Below are 20,717 nucleotides of genomic sequence, written 5' to 3'. Positions count from 1 at the left end.
CCCGCCACCATGCCCATCTGTGGCATCTCCGCCCGGCCTCGCGCCTGGCAGCAAAGGACTTCCGCCGCGGCATGAAACGCCTACGCTCATTGCTACCGCTGCTGGTCCTGGCCGCCATCGGCATTGCCGTGTTTGCTTCCGGCGTGCTCGAACGCCTGAGCCCCGAAGCGCTCTACCAGCAACACGTCATGCTGCAGCAGCAGATCGCGGAACACCCGCTGCTGGCCGCGCTGATCCACATCGGCATCATCACCATCGGCATTTCCACCGGCATACCGGGCATGGTGGTGCTGATCCTCGCCGGCGGCATGCTGTTCGGCGGCTGGTATGGGGCGCTGCTGTCGTCCATCGGCGTCACCTGCGGCGCGCTCGTCCTCTACGGCGCCAGCCGCTTTGCCTTCGGCGAGCACGGCGAGTCCGGTGCACCGGCCCTGGTCGAGCGCCTGCGCGGCGGCTACCAGGACCATCCGGTCAGCTACACCTTCTTTCTGCGCCTGGTGCCGTTCTTCCCCTTCGGCGGCGTCACCGTCGCACTGGCCTGGCTGCGCTGCCCGCTGTGGCTGTTTGCCCTGGCCACGGCCTTCGGCGGCTCGCTGATGACGACCATCGAAAGCCTGCTCGGCGCCGGCCTGGCCATGAACCTCGAACACGACGGCAAGCTCGATGCCAGTCTGTTCAGCGATCCCTGGGTGCTGGGACCCAGCTTCTGCCTGGCCCTGATGGCCTTGATTCCGATCGCCATCAACCGCTGGCGCAAGGCCCGGCCGGGCCCGCCGGCGCCACCGCCGCAGCACTGAAAAACCTCGGCCAGCCGCGTTGTTAGCCGCTTCGCCCATCGGCTATCCTGCGCGCTCTTTGCGTACCAGCCCGCCGTTCCCGAGGTCGACTTGAGCAATCCGCAGCCCGCTGTAGTCCAGAAATCGCTGTGGAGCGCCATCCTGCTCGCCGTGATCATTGCCGCGTTGAACGTCGGCCTGTGGGCCTGGGTCAACCGGCCGGCCAACCTGCCCAACTGGGAAGGCAAGATCGAAGGCATGGCCTTCTCCGCCTTCCAGCGCTACCAGAGTCCGCTGCGCGACAGCTACCCCAGCGAAGAAGAGCTTGCTTCCGACCTGCGCGTCATCGCCAAGCACGCCAAACGCGTACGCACCTACTCCTCGCTGGAAAGCGCCGCCATTCCGCGCATCGCGCGCGACCTTGGCCTGGACGTGCTAGCCGGCGCCTGGCTGGACCGGCGCACCGAACACAACGAGCTGGAACTCGACGCCGTCATCAGCGCCGCACGGCGCTGGCCGAATATCGACCGCGTCATGATCGGCAACGAAACCATGCTGCGCGACGACCTGAAGATCGGCCAGATGATCGACTATCTCGATCGTGCCCGCGCCGCGATCCGCCAGCCTGTCTCCACCGCGGAACCCGCGCACATCTGGAAAAAGTATCCCGAGCTGGCGCAGCACGTCGACTTCATCACCATCCACACGCTGCCCTACTGGGAGCAGGTCGACCGCAAGGAAGCGGTCACCGCGGCGATGAACAACTACAAGGAAATCCAGGCGCTGTTTCCGGACAAGAAAGTCATCATCGGCGAAGTGGGCTGGCCCAGCTACGGCGACCGGCGCAAGCACGCCGACCCAACCCTGGCCAACCAGGCGCACTTCATCCGCGAATGGCTGAATTTCGCCCGCGACAACCATATCGACTACTACATCATGGAGGCGTTCGACCAGCCCTGGAAGGAAGAAACCGGTGGCCGTGCGGAAGCCTACTGGGGCATCTTCGGCGCCGACCGCAATCCCAAATTCCCCATGGTCGGACCGGTCATCGAAGATCCGAGCTGGCCGTGGAAAGCGCTGGCGGCGTCCGGCCTCGCGCTGTTCCCGATGATCTGGTTCGCCTGGGCGTTCACCCGCTTCCGCATCACCGGACGGCTGTTCTTCCTCGCCCTGATCCAGCTCTCCGCCGGCGTGATGGTCTGGTCGACCACGGTGCCTTACACCTTCTACCTCGACCCGATCGACTGGGCCATGCTCGGCGTGCTGATGCCGGCGCAGCTGGCCATCATCGCCATCCTGCTGATCAACGCGTTCGAGTTCACCGAAGTGATCTGGCGGCGCAGCTGGCAGCGCGGCTTCAGCCTGCTCACGCCTGCACCGGACGAGCGCCAGCCCTTCGTCTCCATCCACCTGGCCTGCTGCAACGAGCCGCCAGAGATGGTGATACTCACGCTCGACTCGCTCGCCGCGCTGGACTACGACAACTTCGAAGTGCTGGTGCTGGACAACAACACCAAGAACGAAGCCGTCTGGAAGCCGGTGGAAGAACACTGCGCCAAGCTCGGGCCGCGCTTCCGTTTCTTCCATCTCAGCCCGTGGCCGGGCTTCAAGGCCGGCGCGCTCAACTTCGGCCTGACCGAAACCGACCCGCGCGCCGAAGTCATCGCCGCAGTCGATGCCGACTACGCCGTGCGCGCCGACTGGCTCAAGGCCCTGACGGGATATTTCCACAATCCCAAGGTGGCCGTGGTGCAGTGCCCGCAGGCGCACCGCGACTGGGAACACAACGCCTTCCGCCGCATGACCAACTGGGAATACGACGGCTTCTTCCGCATCGGCATGCATCACCGCAACGAGCGCAACGCCATCATCCAGCACGGCACCATGACCATGGTCCGGCGCGACGTGCTGGAACGCACCGGCAACTGGTCGGAATGGACCATCTGCGAAGACGCCGAACTCGGCCTGCGCCTGATGCAGGAAGGCCTGGAACTGGTCTACGTCGACGAAATCATGGGCCGCGGCCTCACTCCCGCCGACTTCACCGCCTACAAGTCGCAGCGCTACCGCTGGGCCTTCGGCGCGATGCAGATCCTCAAGGGCCGCTGGAGCTGGATGACGAAGAAAGGCCCGCTCTCCGGCGGCCAGCGCTTCCACTTCCTCACCGGCTGGTTCAGCTGGTTCGCTGATGCACTGCACCTGGTATTCACCCTGATGGCGCTGGCCTGGACCGCGCTGATGCTGGTGCTGCCCAAATACTTCAACCTGCCGCTGCAGTTGTTCCTGATACCCATCATGGGCTTCTTCGTATCCAAGGCAGTGTTCGGCGTCGTGCTCTACCGCGTGCGCGTGCCCTGTTCGTGGAAGGACACCATCATGGCGTCCATCGCCAGCATGGCGCTGAGCCATGCCATCGCCCGCGGCATCTTCATGGGCCTGATCAAGAAGAAAGGCGAATTCGTCCGCACCGCGAAAAGCCGCCGCCTGTCCAACCGCCCCAGCGCCTTCAGCTCGGTACGCGAGGAACTGCTGATGTTCATCGCCCTGATCTGCGCCATCACCGGCATGGCCGTCGGCTTCGGCTTCCAGTACCGCGAAGGCGAGCTGTGGATGATCATCCTGGCGGCGCAGGCGGTTCCCTACGTCTCGGCGCTGATCGGCGCCTGGATCGCGCATACCGCCGGCGAGCAGGCAGGCTGAGGCCATTCGCGCCGCACCCGATGCGGCGCGATATCCGTCATGAGCCTGACCGACGATCCCGACATCACCGCCCTGCTCGCGCGCTGGCGCAGCGGCGACCCCGCCGCCGGCGATGCGCTGATGCAGACCGTCTACCCGGTAATGCGTGCGCTGGCCCAGGCACGCCTGCAGCGCTCGGCCGGCGAGCTGACCCTGAGCGCCACCGAAATCGCCAACGAGGCCTATACCCGGCTGGTGCGCATCGAGCACATCGACTACCGCGACCGCAGCCATTTCCTCGCCGTCGCCGCCCGCGCCATGCGCAATATCGTCGTCGACCACCTGCGCGCCCGCGGCCGCGACAAGGGTGGCGGCAACCTGCCCTTCGTCGCGCTGGACCAGATCGACATCGACGCCGAAGGCGCGCACGAGCTGATCGACCTGCGCGTGGACTGGCTGGCCGTACACGACGCGTTGAACCAGTTCGAACAGGTCGATCAAGCCTGCGCCCGCATCGTCGAACTGAAATTTTTCTCCGGCCTGACTACTGACGAAATTGCCGAGGCCTGCAACATTTCCAGCGCAACCGTCGTACGCAACTGGCGCTTCGCCAAGGCCTGGCTGACCGATCGGCTGCAAACGCGGCGCTGAATCCGGCCACGCGCCGGCGGCGCCTGTCGCCCGGGCCGGCATGTCCGCCGCTTAACGCAAAGTTCAAAATTGCTGCAAGTGGCAAATGCCGCCACAATCCCGCGCATGAGCGACGACATCACCCAGCTGCTGCGTTCGCACCGCCAGGGCGACCGCGATGCCTTCGACCGGCTGCTGCCGCTGGTCTACGAAAAACTCTGTGCCATGGCGCGGCGCCAGCTCAACCGCGCCAGCCGCGGCCAGACCCTGGATACCGGCGTGCTGGTGCAGGAAACCTATTTCCGCCTGGTCGAGGAAACCGGCGTGCCCTGGCAGGACCGCGGCCATTTCTTCGCCATCTGCGCGCGCACCATGCGCCGCATCCTGGTCGACTTCGCGCGCAAGCGGCAGGCCCTCAAGCGCGGCGCCGGCGAAGCCGATGTCACGCTTGAGCCCGACATGATCGTGCTCAGCGACGAACAAAGCGTACTGCTGCTCTCGGTCGATGCGGCCCTGACCAACCTGGCCGCGTTCGATGCGCGCCTGGGCCAGGTAGTGGAATGCCGCTTCTTCGCCGGCATGACCGAGGAAGAAACCGCCCAGGCCATGGACAGCTCGCTGCGCAGCGTACAGCGCGACTGGATGCGCGCCCGCGCCTGGCTGCAGAAAGCCCTGGCCTGATCCACCGCCGTCTCCGGCATGCGCACGGCCAGGCTGGACGCGCAACGGATCGACTCCTTGCCTGGCCGATAGCGCAGCGCCAACCCCGCCCGCGAACCCGCAGAAAAAAAATCCCGCCGGCCTGGCGGGTTTTTTCTGCTGCCTGCGACTAAGCAATGTAAGGGCGCCCCTGACGTCGGGCCGGCGCCTTTGCCACAGCGAATACCGCGATGGCACTCCTGTTGCGACGGCCGCCAATTCATTAACTAGAAGGATACTTGTTATGTTCGCGCATTCTTTCACCCGGGTTCTGCTCGGTGCCGCCGTCGCCATTGCGGCCACCTCGCTGTCGTTTGTCGCACCTGTCATGGCACAAAGCCAGCTCAATCATTCCGCCGACATGTGCAACGCGTACAACGGCGACGGCACCCTGGTCCGGCGCACGCCAGGCTTCGTGGAAAACAGTAGCACCACGGAAGACCTTCACTTGGTCTGTCCCATGGTGCGCGTCGCTGGCAAGTCGACCACCGGCATCGCCAATGTGCATGTCGTAGACCGCAGCACCACGGCCGGCATCCGCTGCAGCTTCTACGACCTGCGCGCCTATGCGCAGTCGTGGACCTGGAGCGGCTGGGAAGCGACGCTGGGCTCGGGCCCCAACAACTACAAGACCTTCTCCTTCGCCTCCAGCAGTTCGGAAGATCAGGACGGCGGTTTCCACCACATCTACTGCATCCTGCCGCCGTCGGATCCGACCTACGGACGTTCCGTCATCGCCAGCTATTCCTCGGGAGAGTGACCATGCACCGCTTCCCGTCACGTCCCGTCGCGGCGCTGCTGCTGGCCTGCCTGCCGCTACTGGCGAGCGCTGCCAGCCGCTCCGCCAGTTCCGAGGAAACCACCCTGCTCAGGCAGCAGCGGCAAACCCAGCGCCAGGACATCGAGCAGGCCATGCGCAACGCCGGTGGCCGCGACAGCGACTGGGTCGCCGCAACCAGGCAGCAGCTGAGCCAGAGCATGGCCACCCTGCGCGACGACCGCACCCGGCTGGTCGAACTGGACTGCGCGGCGAACTATTGCCGCCTGGTACTCACCCACAGCGGCATCGCGGCACAGCAGGACATGCTGGAACGCACCGCCGGCAAACCCGGCTTCAGCCTGCCCGGCATGGCACATCTGGAAAACAACGAAGACGGTACCGCCGTCACCTACGTCTACCTGCGCAATCCCGCGGTCGAGTGGCCAGTCCACCCGGCTTCCTGAGCCCCGCTCACACCAAAGAACGGCACGCCGGTTGGTACAAAGCCGACCGGCGCACCCTTGCCCCTCATTTCGCGCCACCTGATCATCGCCGCTGCCCTTTTGCGGAACAGACGGCATGAGCAGTTCATCCATCCACGTGATCAAGCAGCTGTTCGACCAGCTCACGGCCCTGCCCGCCGACCAGCGCGAGAGCTGGCTCGCCGCGCAGACCGGCATCGACGATGCGACGCTGCGCCATGTGCGCGCCCTCCTCGCCGCCGACGACCAGGTCGCCGATTTCACCGCCTGGCCCGTGCTTCGCCGCGCGATTACCGATCCTGCGGCCTGGCTGGGCCGCCGCATCGGCGCTTACGAAATCGTGCGCGAACTCGGCCGCGGCGGCATGGGCAGCGTATTCCTGGCCCAGCGCGTCGACGGCGGTGTCGACCAGCAGGCCGCCATCAAGATCGTGCGCCCCGACCTGCTCGACGCCAGCACCCTCGCGCGCTTTCGCCTGGAGCGCCAAGTGCTGGCCGTACTGCAGCATCCGAATATCGCCGGCATGCTCGACCTGGGCGAACTCGACGACGGCAGCCCCTACGCCATCATGGAATTTGTGGACGGCGCGCCCCTCGACGTCTACGTCCGCGAACACAAGCTCGACCTGCGCCAGCGCCTGCAACTGTTCCTGCACATCGGCGATGCGGTTGCCTATGCGCATACCAACATGGTCGTCCACCGCGACCTCAAGCCTGGCAACGTACTGGTCGACCGCAGCGGCCGTCCGCGCCTGCTCGACTTCGGCATCGCCAAGCCGCTGCAGGCGCGTATCGGCAGCATCGATGTGGAAGAAACCGGCGCGGCACAGCGCTTCTTCTCGCCCGCGCACGCCGCGCCCGAACAACTGCGCGACGGCCGCATCGGCGCGGCCTGCGATATCTACGGCCTGGGTGTACTGCTTTACCAAATGCTCGCCGGCGTGCCGCCGTTCCAGCTGGGCGAGCGGCATTTCAGCGAACTGGAACACGACATCCTGCAAGTCGATCCGCCCGCCCCCAGCCGGCGCGCGACCAGCACCGCGCCGCGCCTGCGCATCGATCGCGATCTCGACGCCATCGTGCTGCGCTGCCTGCGCAAGCAACCCGTCGACCGTTATGCGTCCGTAGGCCATCTGGCCGATGATGTGCGCAACTATCTTGCTGGTCGGCCGGTGCAAGCGCGTCGTGGCAGCGCGCTGTATCGCGCCAGCCGCTTTGTCGCCAGGCACCAAGTTGCCGTTGGTGCCACAGTGGCGATTGTCGCCATCGCCGGCATAGGCGCCGCACTGCTTTGGCGACAGCAACTCGCCATCGCCGAGCAACGCGCGCGCGCCGAGGAAATGACCAACCTGATCACCGATGCAGTCGGCACGCTGGAACCCAACACCAGCAAGAAAGACCTGACCGCTCGCGAAGTGTTCGAACGCGTTGCAGCGCAAGCCAAGGCCAGCCCCAACCTCACCGCCGAATCGCGCGCCCGGGTACTCGCGGCCATTGCCACGATCAATCTGGACCTTGGACTGCCGCAACAAGCTGAAACGCTGCTCAATCAACTCGATGTCGGCCTGCTGGAAGGAGTGCAACGCAACAGCGTTGCTCTAGCCAAGGCACGTTCGCTGCAGGCATTGGAACGATATGACGAGGCGAAAATCCTGGTCGAGAACAACCGGACAACGCTCGGCCACGATTCGGATCTGCTACCTGCGTGGCTATTGCTCGACGCGGAAATCGACTTTTCGAGAGGGGAAGTCGACCAGGCCGTGCGCAAGTTCAAGGCGGTTGATGCGACACGGCTCTCCGATGCACAGCAGGAACAACGCGGGTCAGGGCTCGGTGTGGCATTGCAGGCGTCCAAAGACGAGGCTCTGCGTGCTACAGCCACAGCGGAACTCAGCAAAGTCCTGGAATCGCAAAAGAGGCGGCTAGGAACTGATTCGCCTGCAGCATTGGCCACCTTGCAACGGCTGGCCTACGTCTACTATCGCGCCGGCAAGATGGATGAAGCCGAGGAACTGGGCAAGTCGCAGATGGCTGCCGCCGAAGCGACGTTCGGTCGCAACTCAATACGTTATGCAAACGCCATTTCCCTTGCGGCGCTGTTTCAACGCTCACATAACGTTGCCGCAGCGGTAGACCTCGAATTACAGGCTCTGGCAATCTTCAAAGCCCAATTGGGCGACGTCAATACGCACGCTGCCAAGGGCAACTTCAACCTTGGAATGCTGTATCAGGAGCTCGGCAAGCTCGACGAAGCCGAACACCATTACCACTTGGCCGTCGACACAGCACCTCAAGTCTGGCTTCCCTCGGACCTCAACGTATTCTACTTTCGCCTCGTCTACGCACGCTTCCTGGTCGACCGTGACCAGATCACTGAAGCACGCGACATGATCCGTCACGCCTTGGCCGACGCGGAAGCCTATCCCAGTCTGAAAGACTATGACGCCTATCCACTGGCCTTGGTCATCGACAAGCTCGGCGATTTCCACGAAAAGCCCAGTGCGGCCAATCGCGCCGCACTGGCGCAGTCAATGCGCCATATCCTGGACAACGTCGCCAGCCGATCGACCAGATCCAATATGGAGTTGCTCATCGCCAAGATCAGCACACTTGGTGTAGAGCCAGCCCCCGCCGAAGCGAACAAAGCCGCGGAGGAATCCGAATCGGGCAAAACCAGCACGTCCGTCGGCAAGCCGCGCTGACACGTGCACAACGTTACACCCTGATCATGCTTGCCCTGCTTTGACGATAACGGTATCAGCGCAGCAGAACGCTCGCGCAAATGCCGGAGGAGCACAAAAGCATGTTCACCAGTCGAAGCCACACCGGGCAGCCGAGGCAAGGACCACTATCCTTTACTACGCTACGCGGCGCTCTCCTGACGCTGTCGCTGCTGTTTGCGACACCGCATGCCAACGCGCTTCTCGACAAGCGATGTAACAAGGAAGGAGGAGACCTGGAATGCGTACCCCCAAACCAGGATCCCCAAGTCTGCGTCGGTGGCGCCTCGATTGCATCCAGCGATCCGCCCTGCGGCCTGGCCTGCAAAACACCAAGCCAGGTCATCGACGCTGTCAGCGCCAATTGGGTGAAGACATTTCCGCTGTGCTCGGCGCTGGAGCCCATGCCCTGCCGGGACGTAACGACGCAACCGAATACCCAAACGAAGTACATGGGCCTGGTCATCCGTCACGAGCTGAGCTTTGACGCCAAGTCAGCCTGCAATGACAATCCCTCTGGATACGTAACCAACTGTGCAGGCGGCGATGGACTGGCCATCGACTGCAAGGCGCCGGTCATCTGTCCGCCGACCTATGGGGCAGACCTGACCATCAACATGTGTACGCGCCCGAGGCCCAAGGCATGTCCGGCCGGGAATCCCATTCAGTGTGCCGGCGGCCAGAAGCTGCAGCACGAGAGCGATATCCCGAGCACAGGGCCCGGCACACTTTCGCTGAGCCATCACTATTCCAGCTCGGGTTTCTATAACTCATCGCCATCAAAACGCAATTTCCTCGGTCCGAACTGGCGCCACAGCTATCAACGGACATTGCAGCTGGAAACCGCCACTCCCCCCAACACGTTGCAAACGGCTTTCCTTGTGCGCGCCGACGGCAAGTACAGTGATTTCCGCCTGATCAACGGCGCCTGGGTCGGACGCAAAGACCAATGGGAAAGCCTGGAAGAAATCATCGACCAGGGCGTGCGCACCGGCTGGCGCTACACCACGCCCCAGGACGAGATCGAGCACTACGACCTACAAGGCCGCCTGCTCAGTATTTCGACACGGTCCGGATTGGTTACGGCACTGGAATACAGCACAGCAAGTACACCCGCCTCGATCGCACCGGAAGAAGGACTGCTGGTGCGCGTCACCGACGCACTCGGCCGCACGCTGGATTTTCGCTATACCAAGGAGACTTACCCGGGCGGCGTACATCACCCGCGACGGCTCGAAATCATCGACAGCATCGGCAATGTCATCGCCTATGAGTTCGATCCCAAGGAAAGGCTGGTCCGCACCATCTATCCCGAAGGAAAGACACGACAGTACATCTATAACGAGACCGCGCCCTTCACCGTATCCGAAGGCTGGCATCTGCTGACCGGCATCATCGACGAAAATGGCCAGCGCTTCGCCACCTACAAATACAGCGGCGATGGCCGAGCCGTAGAGGAATGGCACGGCAGCAGCAATGCGGACTACCTCAAAGTCAGCTATACCGCCGGCTTCGACGACACGTTGTCCAAGGCCAATCTGCTGGATGGCCTGGGCTCGCTGACAAAGCGCCGCTTCCGCTTCGTCAACGGCGCCATCCGCGACGAAGGCGTCACCCGCTGCGACAACCCGGGCTGCAGTTCCGCCAGTCTGCAGAAGACCACTAAATACTACGACGCCAACGGCAATCCACGCCTTTCCATCGACTACAAAGGCACGATCACCGATTACGACTACAACGACCAGGCACTGGAAACCGCTCGCCGGGAAAACTTCAGCGAAGGCCCGACCACCTGCCCCGCAGGCACGAGCGCCGACAGCAACAATTACACTTCCACCTGCCTGACCGGCACCTGTTGGCGCACCACGCCGTTCACCGGCAGCAGCAACGCCGCAGAAATCGGCTGGACTGGCTGGCACTACAGCTGCCGCGTACCGACCACTGCCGGCAGCTATACGCGCGCCACCGAAACGATCTGGCACGCCAGCCTACGCGCTCCGCTCGAGCGCGATCTTCGCAACAGCACCGGCGCCATCGAAAGCAAAACACGCTGGGCCTACAACAGCCGCGGCCAAGTCGTCGCCCGCTGCGAAATCGATATCGCCGATGCGGCGGCCATGGCCTATACGTGCAGCGATACGACAGCGCCTGCCGCAGGTGCCAGGGTGCGGCGCTGGACGTATGCCTATTGCGAAGCGGGCGATGTGGCGGCCAGCAATTCGACTTGTCCGATTCTTGGCTACACCAAGTCAGTCAACGGGCCGCGGCTGACCAGCGATGCGGGCATGAATGGACTTGATGACATCATAAGCTATGCCTACTACCCGAGCACAGACGAAACCGGTTGCGGGACGCTCAGTGGGCCGTGTCATCGCAAGGGGGACTTGTCTTCCGCTACTGACGCGCTCGGACACATAAGCGAAACCATTGCCTACGATCGCAGTGGACGTATTTTGCGCACACGTGACGCGAATAACGTAATCGTCGACGTGAGCTACGACGCGCGTGGTCGACTGCTGTCGCAAACTACACGCGCGCTTTCCAGCGGATCTCCTAGTGCATTGGACGCGACGATCTCATTTACCTACGACCACGCGGGACAAGTCACAAGAATTACCGAAGCCGATGGCACCTATGTCGACTACGGTTATGACGACGCGCACCGTCTAGTCCGAATTATCGACCGGTCCGGCAATCGCATTCACTACACCCTAGATGCCGCGGGAAACCCAACGAAAGATGAAATTTTCGATGCGACATACAACGCAGCTGTACCAGGTGCCAGCCTGAAGCATGCCATCGTTCGTCAGTACAACGTGCTTGGCCGAATCTCCCGGACACTGAACGTCTCAGGGCAGGCGAACTATGATTCTTCCACATACGACTCGGCCTTACTGAACGACGGCTACGATGCGAACGGCAACCGCGTCGAATTCGCAGACGGGCGTGGCACCAAGACGCAACGCACATACGATCCGCTCAATCGCTTGGCGCGGTCAATCGAGGACATTACGGGCACTTCGCTCGAAACTGCCAATGCGACGACAGATTTTGGCTACGACACCCGGGACACTTTACGCAGTGTAAAAGATCCGGACGGTCTGATAACAACATTCACGGTAGACAGTCTTGGCAATCTGCTCGCACTCGACAGTCCCGATACAGCTCATTCCTCATACACATATGATGGCATGGGAAATCGGCTATCCCAGACCGACGCGAGGGGAACTGTCGTCACGCACATTTACGATGCCTTGAACCGCCAAACTTCAACGAAATATCCGACGGTATCGCTAAATACCAGTTTCTACTATGACGAAACAGACGCCACAACAGGCTGTAACAACTCGTATCCCGTAGACAGGCTAACTCGCATAGTCCAGGGCACAAATGCAACAACTTACTGCTACGACTTCTTGGGCAATGTCACGCGAAAATCCCAGAATTCCGCGGGTATAACGCTAGCAATTCACTATTCCTACAACGCAGCAGGCAGGGTAGAGACAATAACCTATCCTGATGGTGGCACTGCGATTTACGGATATGATCTAAGCGGACGCATTAACTCGTTGAGCTGGAAGAGCACACCTGCAGCGTCGCCGCTAGCCGTGGTGGCGGGAATTTCCTACTATCCTTTTGGCCCGATGAATAAACTTTCATTCGGCAACGGTAGAACACTAACGAGCGTCTACGACTCAGACTATGTTATCGACAGAATCGTAAGTTCTTCTCAAAGCGGCCTAGTACTTGAGTTCGACCGCGATGCATTGGGCAACATCACCGGTGCCTCCGCAACAATAGATGCCACGACCGCGGACAGAACTTATATATACGACCGGCAGAACCGTCTATCGAAAGTTTTCGATTCCGCTGGATCGCTAAAGGAAGAATACCGCTACAACAAGACCGGAGATCGCACATTCAAACAAAGAGAAGGGCAACCAGCGCAAACTAGCAGTCTAATTGCGGGCACGCATCGTCTAGGAATAGTCGGTGGAGCAACTCGCACGTACGATCCCAACGGAAATACCATCGACCGCGGTGACGGCGCAACATTGAGTTACGACGCAAGCAATCGCCTTGCCGCTATCGCCTTGCCGGGGAATGCAACGGCATACGAGTACTCCGGTGAAGGAGAGCGTTTGCTAAAGAGCCGAGCCAACGGCGGGACGACCGTCGTCGACCGCTACACCTACAGCTACGACGGAATGTTGCTCGCGGAGCGCCGTGACGTCACGGGAAGTCCGGCCGAGCATACTTCGTATCTATATGTTGGGCGGACTCCGGTAGCGCAGGTGCGCAATGCTGTAATCAGCTATATCGAGGCAGATCATCTGGGTACTTCGCGCGTTGCAGTGGATCCGGTCACTAACGCTGCTCAATGGCGCTGGGACTGGCTCGGGAGCGGATTCGGAGAAAACACCGCCATGACGATCGTACCGGGAAAAGCAGTGAATCTACGCTATCCCGGGCAAATCCTAGACGAGGAAACACAACTCCATCACAACCGTTTCCGTTCGTACGAAGCGACTCTCGGCCGCTACCTAGAAAGCGATCCGAGTGGAATCAATGGAGGGACAAACACTTACGGATACGCCTATTCCAATCCTCTTTTGTTTATCGACGAAGATGGACTGCAGCCCGGAATTCCAGCACCGATCTGGCACCCGAAGCCGCCGGCACCGACCACGTACAACGGCCGAATTCCACCTCCGATTTCATATGGCGGAAGGTCGTTCGGCTGGTTTGACAAGCTTCTGTCAAATCAGGTTATCGCCAAATGCACTAAGGGGTTCTTGAAAATAAATCCGGCGGGCACCCGACTGGTTCCAAATCCGCTCGGGGTTGCCATCTGGGGAATGACGCCAACAGATATGGGCTGTGCGACACTCGAATGTCACCCTGAGTATCGGGATCCTCAGCCACCCAGACCTTCGCGACCGCCTTTCTGGTCCTCCCGCGATTACTACAACACTAACTTCGGTGACCGCCGCAACTACGAGTTCGACGTGCGAGGTATTCAAGGTAGCCTTTGATCATGCCAAAACGAAAATTCGGAACCTACGTACTTGACCTAATCAGCGTCCTTCCGCTCACAGCTGTCGGACTGATCCTGATTACAACTTTGCCGTTACCTCGGTGGGCTTTTCTCGTGCTTTACGCCACGCTACTAATCGGCAGCGATCTCGCGCTTCAGTTCTTCGCGGAGATACTCCATTCCAACTGGAAAGCTCGGTCAGCCGCATTTCTTCTAGGCCTGGTAGGTCTATTGACAGTATTTGCTCTCGTACGCTGAGCATTTGCGAGTCCAAATCGGCGCCCCAGACTGCCTCGGGAAGCTTGCAGTTCGTGGTGAACTCGGGATACCCACTATTTAGTCCTCCTCAACGCCCCGGTAAAGCCGGGGCGTTCTCGTTCCAGCCATCCGGGCAATCTCAGGTGCAATCATCCAGAACATCCTTGCGGTGCAGGAGACGGGTGCAAGTACAATCAGATTTCTGGAGGCTCGTGTTGAAATGCTGACGTCTGTCGAATGTCCAAGCTGCAACAAACAGGACATCTCCTACTCCTTCCTGTTGCGCGTTGGTTCAGCCGCACGATTTGACTGCACACAATGCGCAGCTCGCCTCAAGGTCTCAGCAACCACCGCATACTTTGCAAGCTTGTGGATTTCCCTTGCGTTCCCGTGTGGAGCTTTGCTGCTTCTATTGATGCCAAAAACGAACGCAGCGATGTTCATATTGAGCGGCGTCGCGTGCGGACTAGTTCTAGTGTTGCCCGGCGCTGCCATCGTGCTTTATGCGGGCCGACTCCAACTGGCAGCCTGAACCGAAGGGAGTTCGCCATTGGCGGAAGTCCTGGGCCTACACTAACTTGGCCTGACACTACGATCAGCGCCCCACCCGGCCGGGACGCATCATCTTGGGCGATTTGACGAATGATCTGAAGGAGTCCGGGACACCCACAAATCACCGTTGACTTGGCGCTAACACCCACTACCCACCTCTCGGAAAATCTTGTCGTGCACAGCACCGGAACGCGTTGATCCGGGAAACTATGCGCCATGGGTGCAGCAGATCGCGGATTCCGCCAACGCACCACGTTGGCGCGCGCGCATCGAGCTATGGCGCAATAGCGCATCAAAAAGGTGAAGCGCCATCGCGTAAACCGGCAGCATTGCGCCTGAAGATCCACAACGGTGCGGCGTTTTGTAGCAGTGACGCGACTTTTCGGAGCGACGTCGAATCGTCGGACCGCAGCGTGTTACGGCCAGCGTGAAAAATTTTCGTGGGAATGGGCAGGTTTCCGCCGTCACGTTGGACCCGCCGATAGGTCAGGCCAGCAACCTGCACCAACAGGGTGCGAGCCGCCCGTTTTCTACGGTGTCGCCGTAGGTTTTTGCTGCGCTGTTGCGGCTTTTCACCGCGTCGTCGCGGCTATTCCGGTAGGGCGCGGGAATGCGGCGGGATATCACTGCGCCGAAAACGGACAATGGCTCATCAGGTTGTCGAACGCGCGAACATCATCGCCGCCGTACTGTGCTGCGCCACCCTGGCTTCTGACCCTCGCGTGCAGCAGTGGAGCAAACCGACGTTGCCGCACGGTGGGCTAACACGGCATCGCGCTATAGCCGCGATGCTCCTCGCATCGCTATCACCAGCAGCGCGCGCCTGCCAATCCAAACGCTACCGAATTGAAGTTTTCGGACGAACAAAGCCCGGCCGGTGCGGCCGGGCTTTGCGTTCATTTGCGCTCGCGGTTCTGGCCAACGCTGACCGCAGCGCAGGCGGATTCTCCCCTCAGACAGTTACGTCTAACCTTCCGCCTCGGGCTCCTCTGCTGCGCTCGGGCGCTTGCGCCGGAACCGCACCGACAGCTCCTTGCGCAGGCCGTCCAGGCCCTGGCTTTTGCCGGCGATCTTCAGCAGTGCGTACCCTTCGTGGGCGAGCGAGCGGATGTCGCTGCCCAGGGCGGCTTCGGTGTCGTCGCCGCGTTCGGCCAGGCGTTGCAGGCGGTCCAGGCGCGGGGCGAGGAGATCCAGCGTGGCCAGGTCTTGCACACCGCCGGCCAGGTTGACGCTGGCGGGGATGACGTGTGGGTTCTGCTGCATCACGATCAGGGTCTGCCGGCAGAACGGCTCGGACACCGAGCCCATGCGCTGCAAGGTGCGGCGTTCGGCCGGCGTCAGCGCGATCAGTCCGATCAGGTTTGCTTCCAGTTGGTCCATCGCCGCATCGATGGCGGCCAGCTGTTCCGCAGTGAAAGCCAGGGAAACCAGGTCTTGCGTCATTGCGTTACTCCACGATTCCATCCAAGACAGCAGCGCATTGCGCGCTGCACCCGTGCTCCGTTCTGCCATTTGCGCATAATCGACGCATGTTGCAGACGGTGCAAAATCCAGTCTTTCGGGTATCGGCGGCGTATGGCAATAGCGATGTGGCTACGCTGGCGTTCGGTCGCGGGCGCGAAGGAACCTCCTACGAAGGAAACCCGGCTGCCGTGATGCGGGCAGCCGGGTGTCGTATCGGCAACAATCAGGCAGCCGAGTGCTGCGTCGCTTGAATCAGTCCCAGCACATCGCGCGAAAGAATGGCGATGGCCTCCATCACGCGCGCATGCGAGCGGCGGGCATGGTCTTCGACCTGCACGGCGAGCAAGGCATCGCTGAGGGAATGGACCGCCGACAGCCGCGAGACGACTTCGTCGTGCAGGGCCCGGCGTTGTTGCGGGGTGTCGGCGGTGAAGGCGAAGAGGACGGCCGGGGCTTCGGTGTCTTCACTGGCGAGAGGATAGAACGAACCCATCGGTTGACTCATGGCGCACTCCTGCGGGAGTGCGAACACCGCGCGCTGGCGTAAACGGGAGGGAGGGGCTGGAACAGACGTGCGAAATCCATATCGAACTCCTTGAGTGAAGTCCGCCAGTTCGCGCCAATCGAGAAGGTGGCGGACGGTGCGCAGGTTGGCGAACCGGTCAAGGAAACCCGGCGAGCCTTTCGGCTCCCCACGCACCGCCGCCGTAAAGCGGATTGCGCGCCGACCAAGCATCGGGCATAAAAAACGCCGATACGTTGGTCGGCGCAGGTGCGCCTTGAATCGGGTCGCCAAACCCGGTTGCCGAATAGGCGGCAACATGTGCAGTTTTATAGGCGCTTACCAGCGCGTCAAGCAGAAACCACACCGAATTTCAAGACGCTTGCGTATGTCGTCAGCATATCGCGTGTACTGTTGTTCCTGGAAGTCGTAATAGGCGATTTCAGTGGCGAAATTGTTGAATTCTCTAAATGCCGTGGAATTCCGGTTGTTGGGTGGCCCCCTTCAAGGAAACCATTCGAGCGCGACACGGTCCTTGACCTCCCCATCTCAGCCACCACCATCGCACCATGCCCACTGCCCAGCCCCCCTTCCTCACCCGCACCGCCCTGCACAGCGACCTGACCCGCATCGGCCTGAAGTCCGGCGACGTGGTGATGGTCCATGCGGCCATGAGCAAAGTTGGGCCGCTGTTGAACGGACCGGATGCGCTGATTGGCGCCCTGCTCGATGTCGTCGGCCCACAAGGCACGCTGCTGGCTTATACGAGCTGGGATAGCGTCCACGAGGATCTGCTCGACGACGATGGCCGCGTGCTGCCGGAATGGCGAGACCCTGTGCCGGGCTTCGACGCGGCGACGTCGCGTGCCGTCCGCATGAACGGCATCCTCGCCGAATTCCTGCGCACAGCACCCGGTGCCCGTCGCAGCGCGAACCCCGGCGCCTCGGTCGCTGCCGTCGGCAGGCTGGCCGAATGGATCACCGCCGATCATCCGCAAGACTACGGCTATGGCGAAGGATCGCCGCTCGCGAAGCTGGTGGCGGCAGGCGGCCAGGTGCTGATGGTCGGTGCGCCCTGGGACACGATGACCTTGGTCCATCACGCCGATCACCTGGCGCGTATCCCCGACAAGTTGCAGCGCCGCTACGAAGTCCCTTTCGCCGTCGACAGCGCGAAGGAATGGCGTTTCATCGAGGAATACGACACGACGGAACCCATCGTCGAGGGCATGCCGGAAAACTATATCGAGCAGATCGTGACGGCGTTTGTACAGCAAGGCGGCGGCACGCAGGCGTCGATCGGCAGGGCACCGTCGCTTCGGGTGGATGCCGCATCGATGCTGGCGTTTGCTATCGAGTGGCTGGAGCGATGGGCGGCGAGGCAGCGCTAGCTAACCATCCAAAGAGCGAGCTAGGGAACCGCTGGCCGAACTCTGGTTATTGGATGACACCCCTCAGGGAACCTGTTCGTCCAGCAGCGCCAACATTGGCAGCACGGCAAAACGGTTCGGAAAATTCGGGTTGCTGGATAGCACGATTCAAGGAACCTCGGAACCTCGGTCGACGCGAGCCTAATCAACCTGGCCGCGTTCGATGCGCGTCCGGGCCAGGTAGTGGAATTCCGCTTCTTCGCTCGGGAATTTCCGAGGAAGAAACCTCCCAGACCATGGACAGCTCGCTACGCAGCGTACAGCGCGACCGGATGCGGGCCCGCGTCTGGCGGCAGAAAGCCCTGGCCTGACCTGGCCGGCTTCTGAGCCTGCCACGCCAGTGAAAGATGTGCCAGTCAATGCAAACCCGGCGGATGCTCTCTTGCCCGACACGTCGCGCCACCTGATCATCGCCGCTGCCCTTTTGCGGAACAGACGGCATGAGCACTTCTTCCATCCATGTGAAAAAGCGGCGGTTCGACCAGTTGCCCACCCTGCCCGCCGAGCGGCGCGGGGTTGCGACCTATGCTCGTGATAGTGCAAGCCGCACCGCTAGCCTCGCATGGAATAGCAACGCCGGCACCGTACCTGGCTATCTGGCCATCAGCGCCATGCATTACCCGGCCACCCCGCTCAACATGCTGCCTTTCAGCAGTGGCCGAACGCCCTCAGCCACCTGTGACAACGAGTACACGACTGACAGCATCGCCAGCTCGGCGAACGATGACTGCGTGAAGAGCGCGGCGACTTCAGAAGGATTTTCGGAAGGCATGCAGGCGGGGCATGAGGCGGCCTTCAGTCTGGCTGGCAACGCTCAAGCGGCGCAGGCCATAGGGCCATAATGCAATTGAGGACATCCACAAAAAATCGAGCGGCTGAAGCCAGAAGCCGGCCCGCGGTTCAATTTGAACCGCAGGCCTTTTTGACGCGATTAGGCTTGATGATGACTGGGGGCGTCCACTAAATCGGATGAAAACCGAGCAAGACTGCCGTTCGATTCGAACCCAGTCTTGCTTCTTCCCACCGACAGCTACCGCTATAGGGGATGCCTCAGTTTAGTGGCAAGCATCCGCCCCGGCGAATGGCCTGGCGAATGGGGCCATCCACCAATTCGCGCTGTTTGAAGCAAGTATTGCGACCAGCGCTACCGACGAATAGGCTCTACGATCAACTCCCTCACTGCTGTTCTGAAAATCTTCAAATTAGCACTTCTTTAGATTTATATATTTATGAATATTAAATCGAGAGCACCACTCGCCAAATGTTCACTACGACTAGCGGCAACGTTGCTTTGGGCAGTAGTTTGCGGCCTGATCACAGTCGACAGATATAGTGCAGCCATCAGATCGCCAGGGCTGGAGAACGAAGTACTTGTTTCGTCGATAATAATTTTCGGAATTATCGGCTTTCCTAGCTCGATTGCCGCTTACTCCCTTGTAGACATTTTCCTGAAATTTCTCCCAGAGCCATGGATGTCAATTACCGCAAGAATATTGGTGGGCGGCCTGGTTACTATGTTGGCGGGATTTTTACAGTGGATCATTGTGATGCCACGAATCATCACTTACTTCAGAAACCGTTGGTAGCGAGAATTCTGGTTGTCGGATGGCACTAGTATCGTAGCGGCAAGCGATAGCGTAGGTGCTGCATCCCCCACGCGTAAATATATCTACGACCGGCTATACCGTCTCGGCCGGGTTGACGATGGCTCAAATGCCATGCGCGAAGACTATGGCTACAACAAGACCGGCGATCGCCTTTTCAAACAGTTCGCCGGCCAGGCTGCTCAGCTATTTACCTATGGAACCTCTGAACAAGTCCTTATGCTGAAATAGCGTCAACCCGCCAGCAGGAACCGGTCGATGTCGCAGATGAGCTCGGTGATTCGGAGTACGCGAGCAAGCGCAAGCGGACGCGCCGTGAGACGTTCCTGGCGGAGGTGGAGCAGATCATTCCGTGGACGATTCTGCTGAACCTGATTGAGCCTGTGTATCCGAAGGCGGGTAACGGTCGGCCGCCGTATCCGCTTAAGGCGATGCTGAAGGTTCATCTGATGCAGAACTGGTTCGGGCTGAGCGATCCGGCGATGGAAGAAGCGCTGTACGAGATCGCATCGATGCGCCAGTTCGCTGGTTTTTCGCTGACCAAGCCGATTCCGGACGAGACGACGATTCTGAACTTCCGTCGATTACTGGAGACGTTCGAGCTGGCGCCGGAGATCCTGGCGCGGGTGAACGGGTATCTGTCGCGGAAAGGTCTTCTGCTCAAGCGGGGAACGATCGTGGATGCAACGATCATCTCGGCGCCGAGTTCGACCAAGAATGCCGAGGGAGAGCGTGATCCGGAGATGCATCAGACGAAGAAAGGCTAGCAGTGATATTTCGGCATGAAAGCGCACATCGGTGTTGATGTGGATTCGGGTCTGGTGCACACGGTAACGACGACGGCGGCCAACGAGGCAGACATCACTGAAGCGGAATACCTGCTGCACGGTAAAGAGCAAGTGGCCTACGCGGACGCAGGCTATACCGGTGCGGACAAGAGCGCTGCGCGCAAGGCCTGGAGTGGAAGATTGCGCGCAAGCGCGACAGCGTGAAGGCCATGCCGGAAGGGCGTGAAAAACGGTTGATCGAGCAAGCGGAAAAGCAGAAGGCCAGCATCCGGGCGATTGGGGAGCATCCATTTCGTGTGGTGAAGCGCCAGTTCGGCTACGTGATGGTTCGCTTAC

Annotated in this window: 13 protein-coding genes and 1 pseudogene; 11 read left to right on the top strand and 3 right to left on the bottom strand. The window is 61.0% G+C overall.

The annotated features are described in order from the left end of the window. Positions 1-71: 71 nt before the first annotated feature. The 8 genes from DFR29_RS12690 to DFR29_RS12655 all read left to right on the top strand — a co-directional run bounded on the left by DFR29_RS12690 (position 72) and on the right by DFR29_RS12655 (position 13,781). On the top strand, positions 72-797 hold the full coding sequence (locus tag DFR29_RS12690) for a TVP38/TMEM64 family protein (RefSeq protein ID WP_243746040.1): 726 nt from the start codon (positions 72-74) through the stop codon (positions 795-797). A gap of 90 nt (positions 798-887) precedes the next feature. Beyond that, positions 888-3,476 (top strand): glycosyltransferase family 2 protein, encoded by a 2,589-nt coding sequence (locus DFR29_RS12685; RefSeq protein ID WP_243746039.1) that lies wholly within the window; start codon positions 888-890, stop codon positions 3,474-3,476. 39 nt (positions 3,477-3,515) lie between these two features. Continuing rightward, entirely contained in the window at positions 3,516-4,106 is a 591-nt protein-coding gene (locus DFR29_RS12680) for an ECF-type sigma factor (RefSeq protein ID WP_133818985.1), read from the top strand. A 105-nt stretch (positions 4,107-4,211) separates the two neighbouring features. Beyond that, positions 4,212-4,766, top strand: a complete 555-nt coding sequence (locus DFR29_RS12675) for an ECF-type sigma factor (protein ID WP_133818984.1) — start codon at positions 4,212-4,214, stop codon at positions 4,764-4,766. Between the two features lie 262 nt (positions 4,767-5,028). Then, on the top strand, positions 5,029-5,544 hold the full coding sequence (locus DFR29_RS12670; protein WP_133818983.1) for a hypothetical protein: 516 nt from the start codon (positions 5,029-5,031) through the stop codon (positions 5,542-5,544). A 2-nt stretch (positions 5,545-5,546) separates the two neighbouring features. Continuing rightward, positions 5,547-6,008, top strand: a complete 462-nt coding sequence (locus tag DFR29_RS12665) for a hypothetical protein (protein ID WP_133818982.1) — start codon at positions 5,547-5,549, stop codon at positions 6,006-6,008. Between the two features lie 115 nt (positions 6,009-6,123). Then, complete coding sequence (locus DFR29_RS12660; RefSeq protein ID WP_133818981.1) at positions 6,124-8,727, top strand: serine/threonine-protein kinase; 2,604 nt, start codon at positions 6,124-6,126, stop codon at positions 8,725-8,727. Between the two features lie 101 nt (positions 8,728-8,828). Next, entirely contained in the window at positions 8,829-13,781 is a 4,953-nt protein-coding gene (locus DFR29_RS12655) for an RHS repeat-associated core domain-containing protein (RefSeq protein WP_166654058.1), read from the top strand. 1,778 nt (positions 13,782-15,559) lie between these two features. Here the strand turns inward: DFR29_RS12655 and DFR29_RS12650 are convergent. The 3 genes from DFR29_RS12650 to DFR29_RS12640 form a co-directional block, all read right to left on the bottom strand. Continuing rightward, positions 15,560-16,036 (bottom strand): hypothetical protein, encoded by a 477-nt coding sequence (locus tag DFR29_RS12650; protein ID WP_133818979.1) that lies wholly within the window; start codon positions 16,034-16,036, stop codon positions 15,560-15,562. Between the two features lie 244 nt (positions 16,037-16,280). Beyond that, a complete protein-coding gene (locus tag DFR29_RS12645; RefSeq protein WP_133818978.1) occupies positions 16,281-16,562 on the bottom strand; it encodes a hypothetical protein in 282 nt (93 codons plus the stop codon). A gap of 157 nt (positions 16,563-16,719) precedes the next feature. Continuing rightward, a complete protein-coding gene (locus DFR29_RS12640) occupies positions 16,720-16,926 on the bottom strand; it encodes a hypothetical protein (RefSeq protein WP_133818977.1) in 207 nt (68 codons plus the stop codon). Positions 16,927-17,128: 202 nt separating this feature from the next. Between DFR29_RS12640 and aac(3) the strand changes: the two genes are divergently transcribed. The 3 genes and pseudogenes from aac(3) to DFR29_RS30040 all read left to right on the top strand — a co-directional run. Then, a complete protein-coding gene (aac(3), locus tag DFR29_RS12635; protein WP_133818976.1) occupies positions 17,129-17,950 on the top strand; it encodes an aminoglycoside 3-N-acetyltransferase in 822 nt (273 codons plus the stop codon). 479 nt (positions 17,951-18,429) lie between these two features. Next, positions 18,430-18,831, top strand: coding sequence for a hypothetical protein (locus DFR29_RS12630; RefSeq protein WP_133818975.1), 402 nt, complete (start codon positions 18,430-18,432; stop codon positions 18,829-18,831). 1,020 nt (positions 18,832-19,851) lie between these two features. After that, positions 19,852-20,713, top strand: a pseudogene (locus tag DFR29_RS30040) (IS5 family transposase); the annotation flags it as partial. Positions 20,714-20,717 lie beyond the last annotated feature (4 nt).

Origin of the sequence: Tahibacter aquaticus (genome assembly GCF_004363655.1) — a bacterium.
GTDB lineage: Bacteria > Pseudomonadota > Gammaproteobacteria > Xanthomonadales > Rhodanobacteraceae > Tahibacter > Tahibacter aquaticus.
Note: the sequence above shows the minus strand (reverse complement) of the source record. Positions and strands in the feature narration are given on the sequence as shown.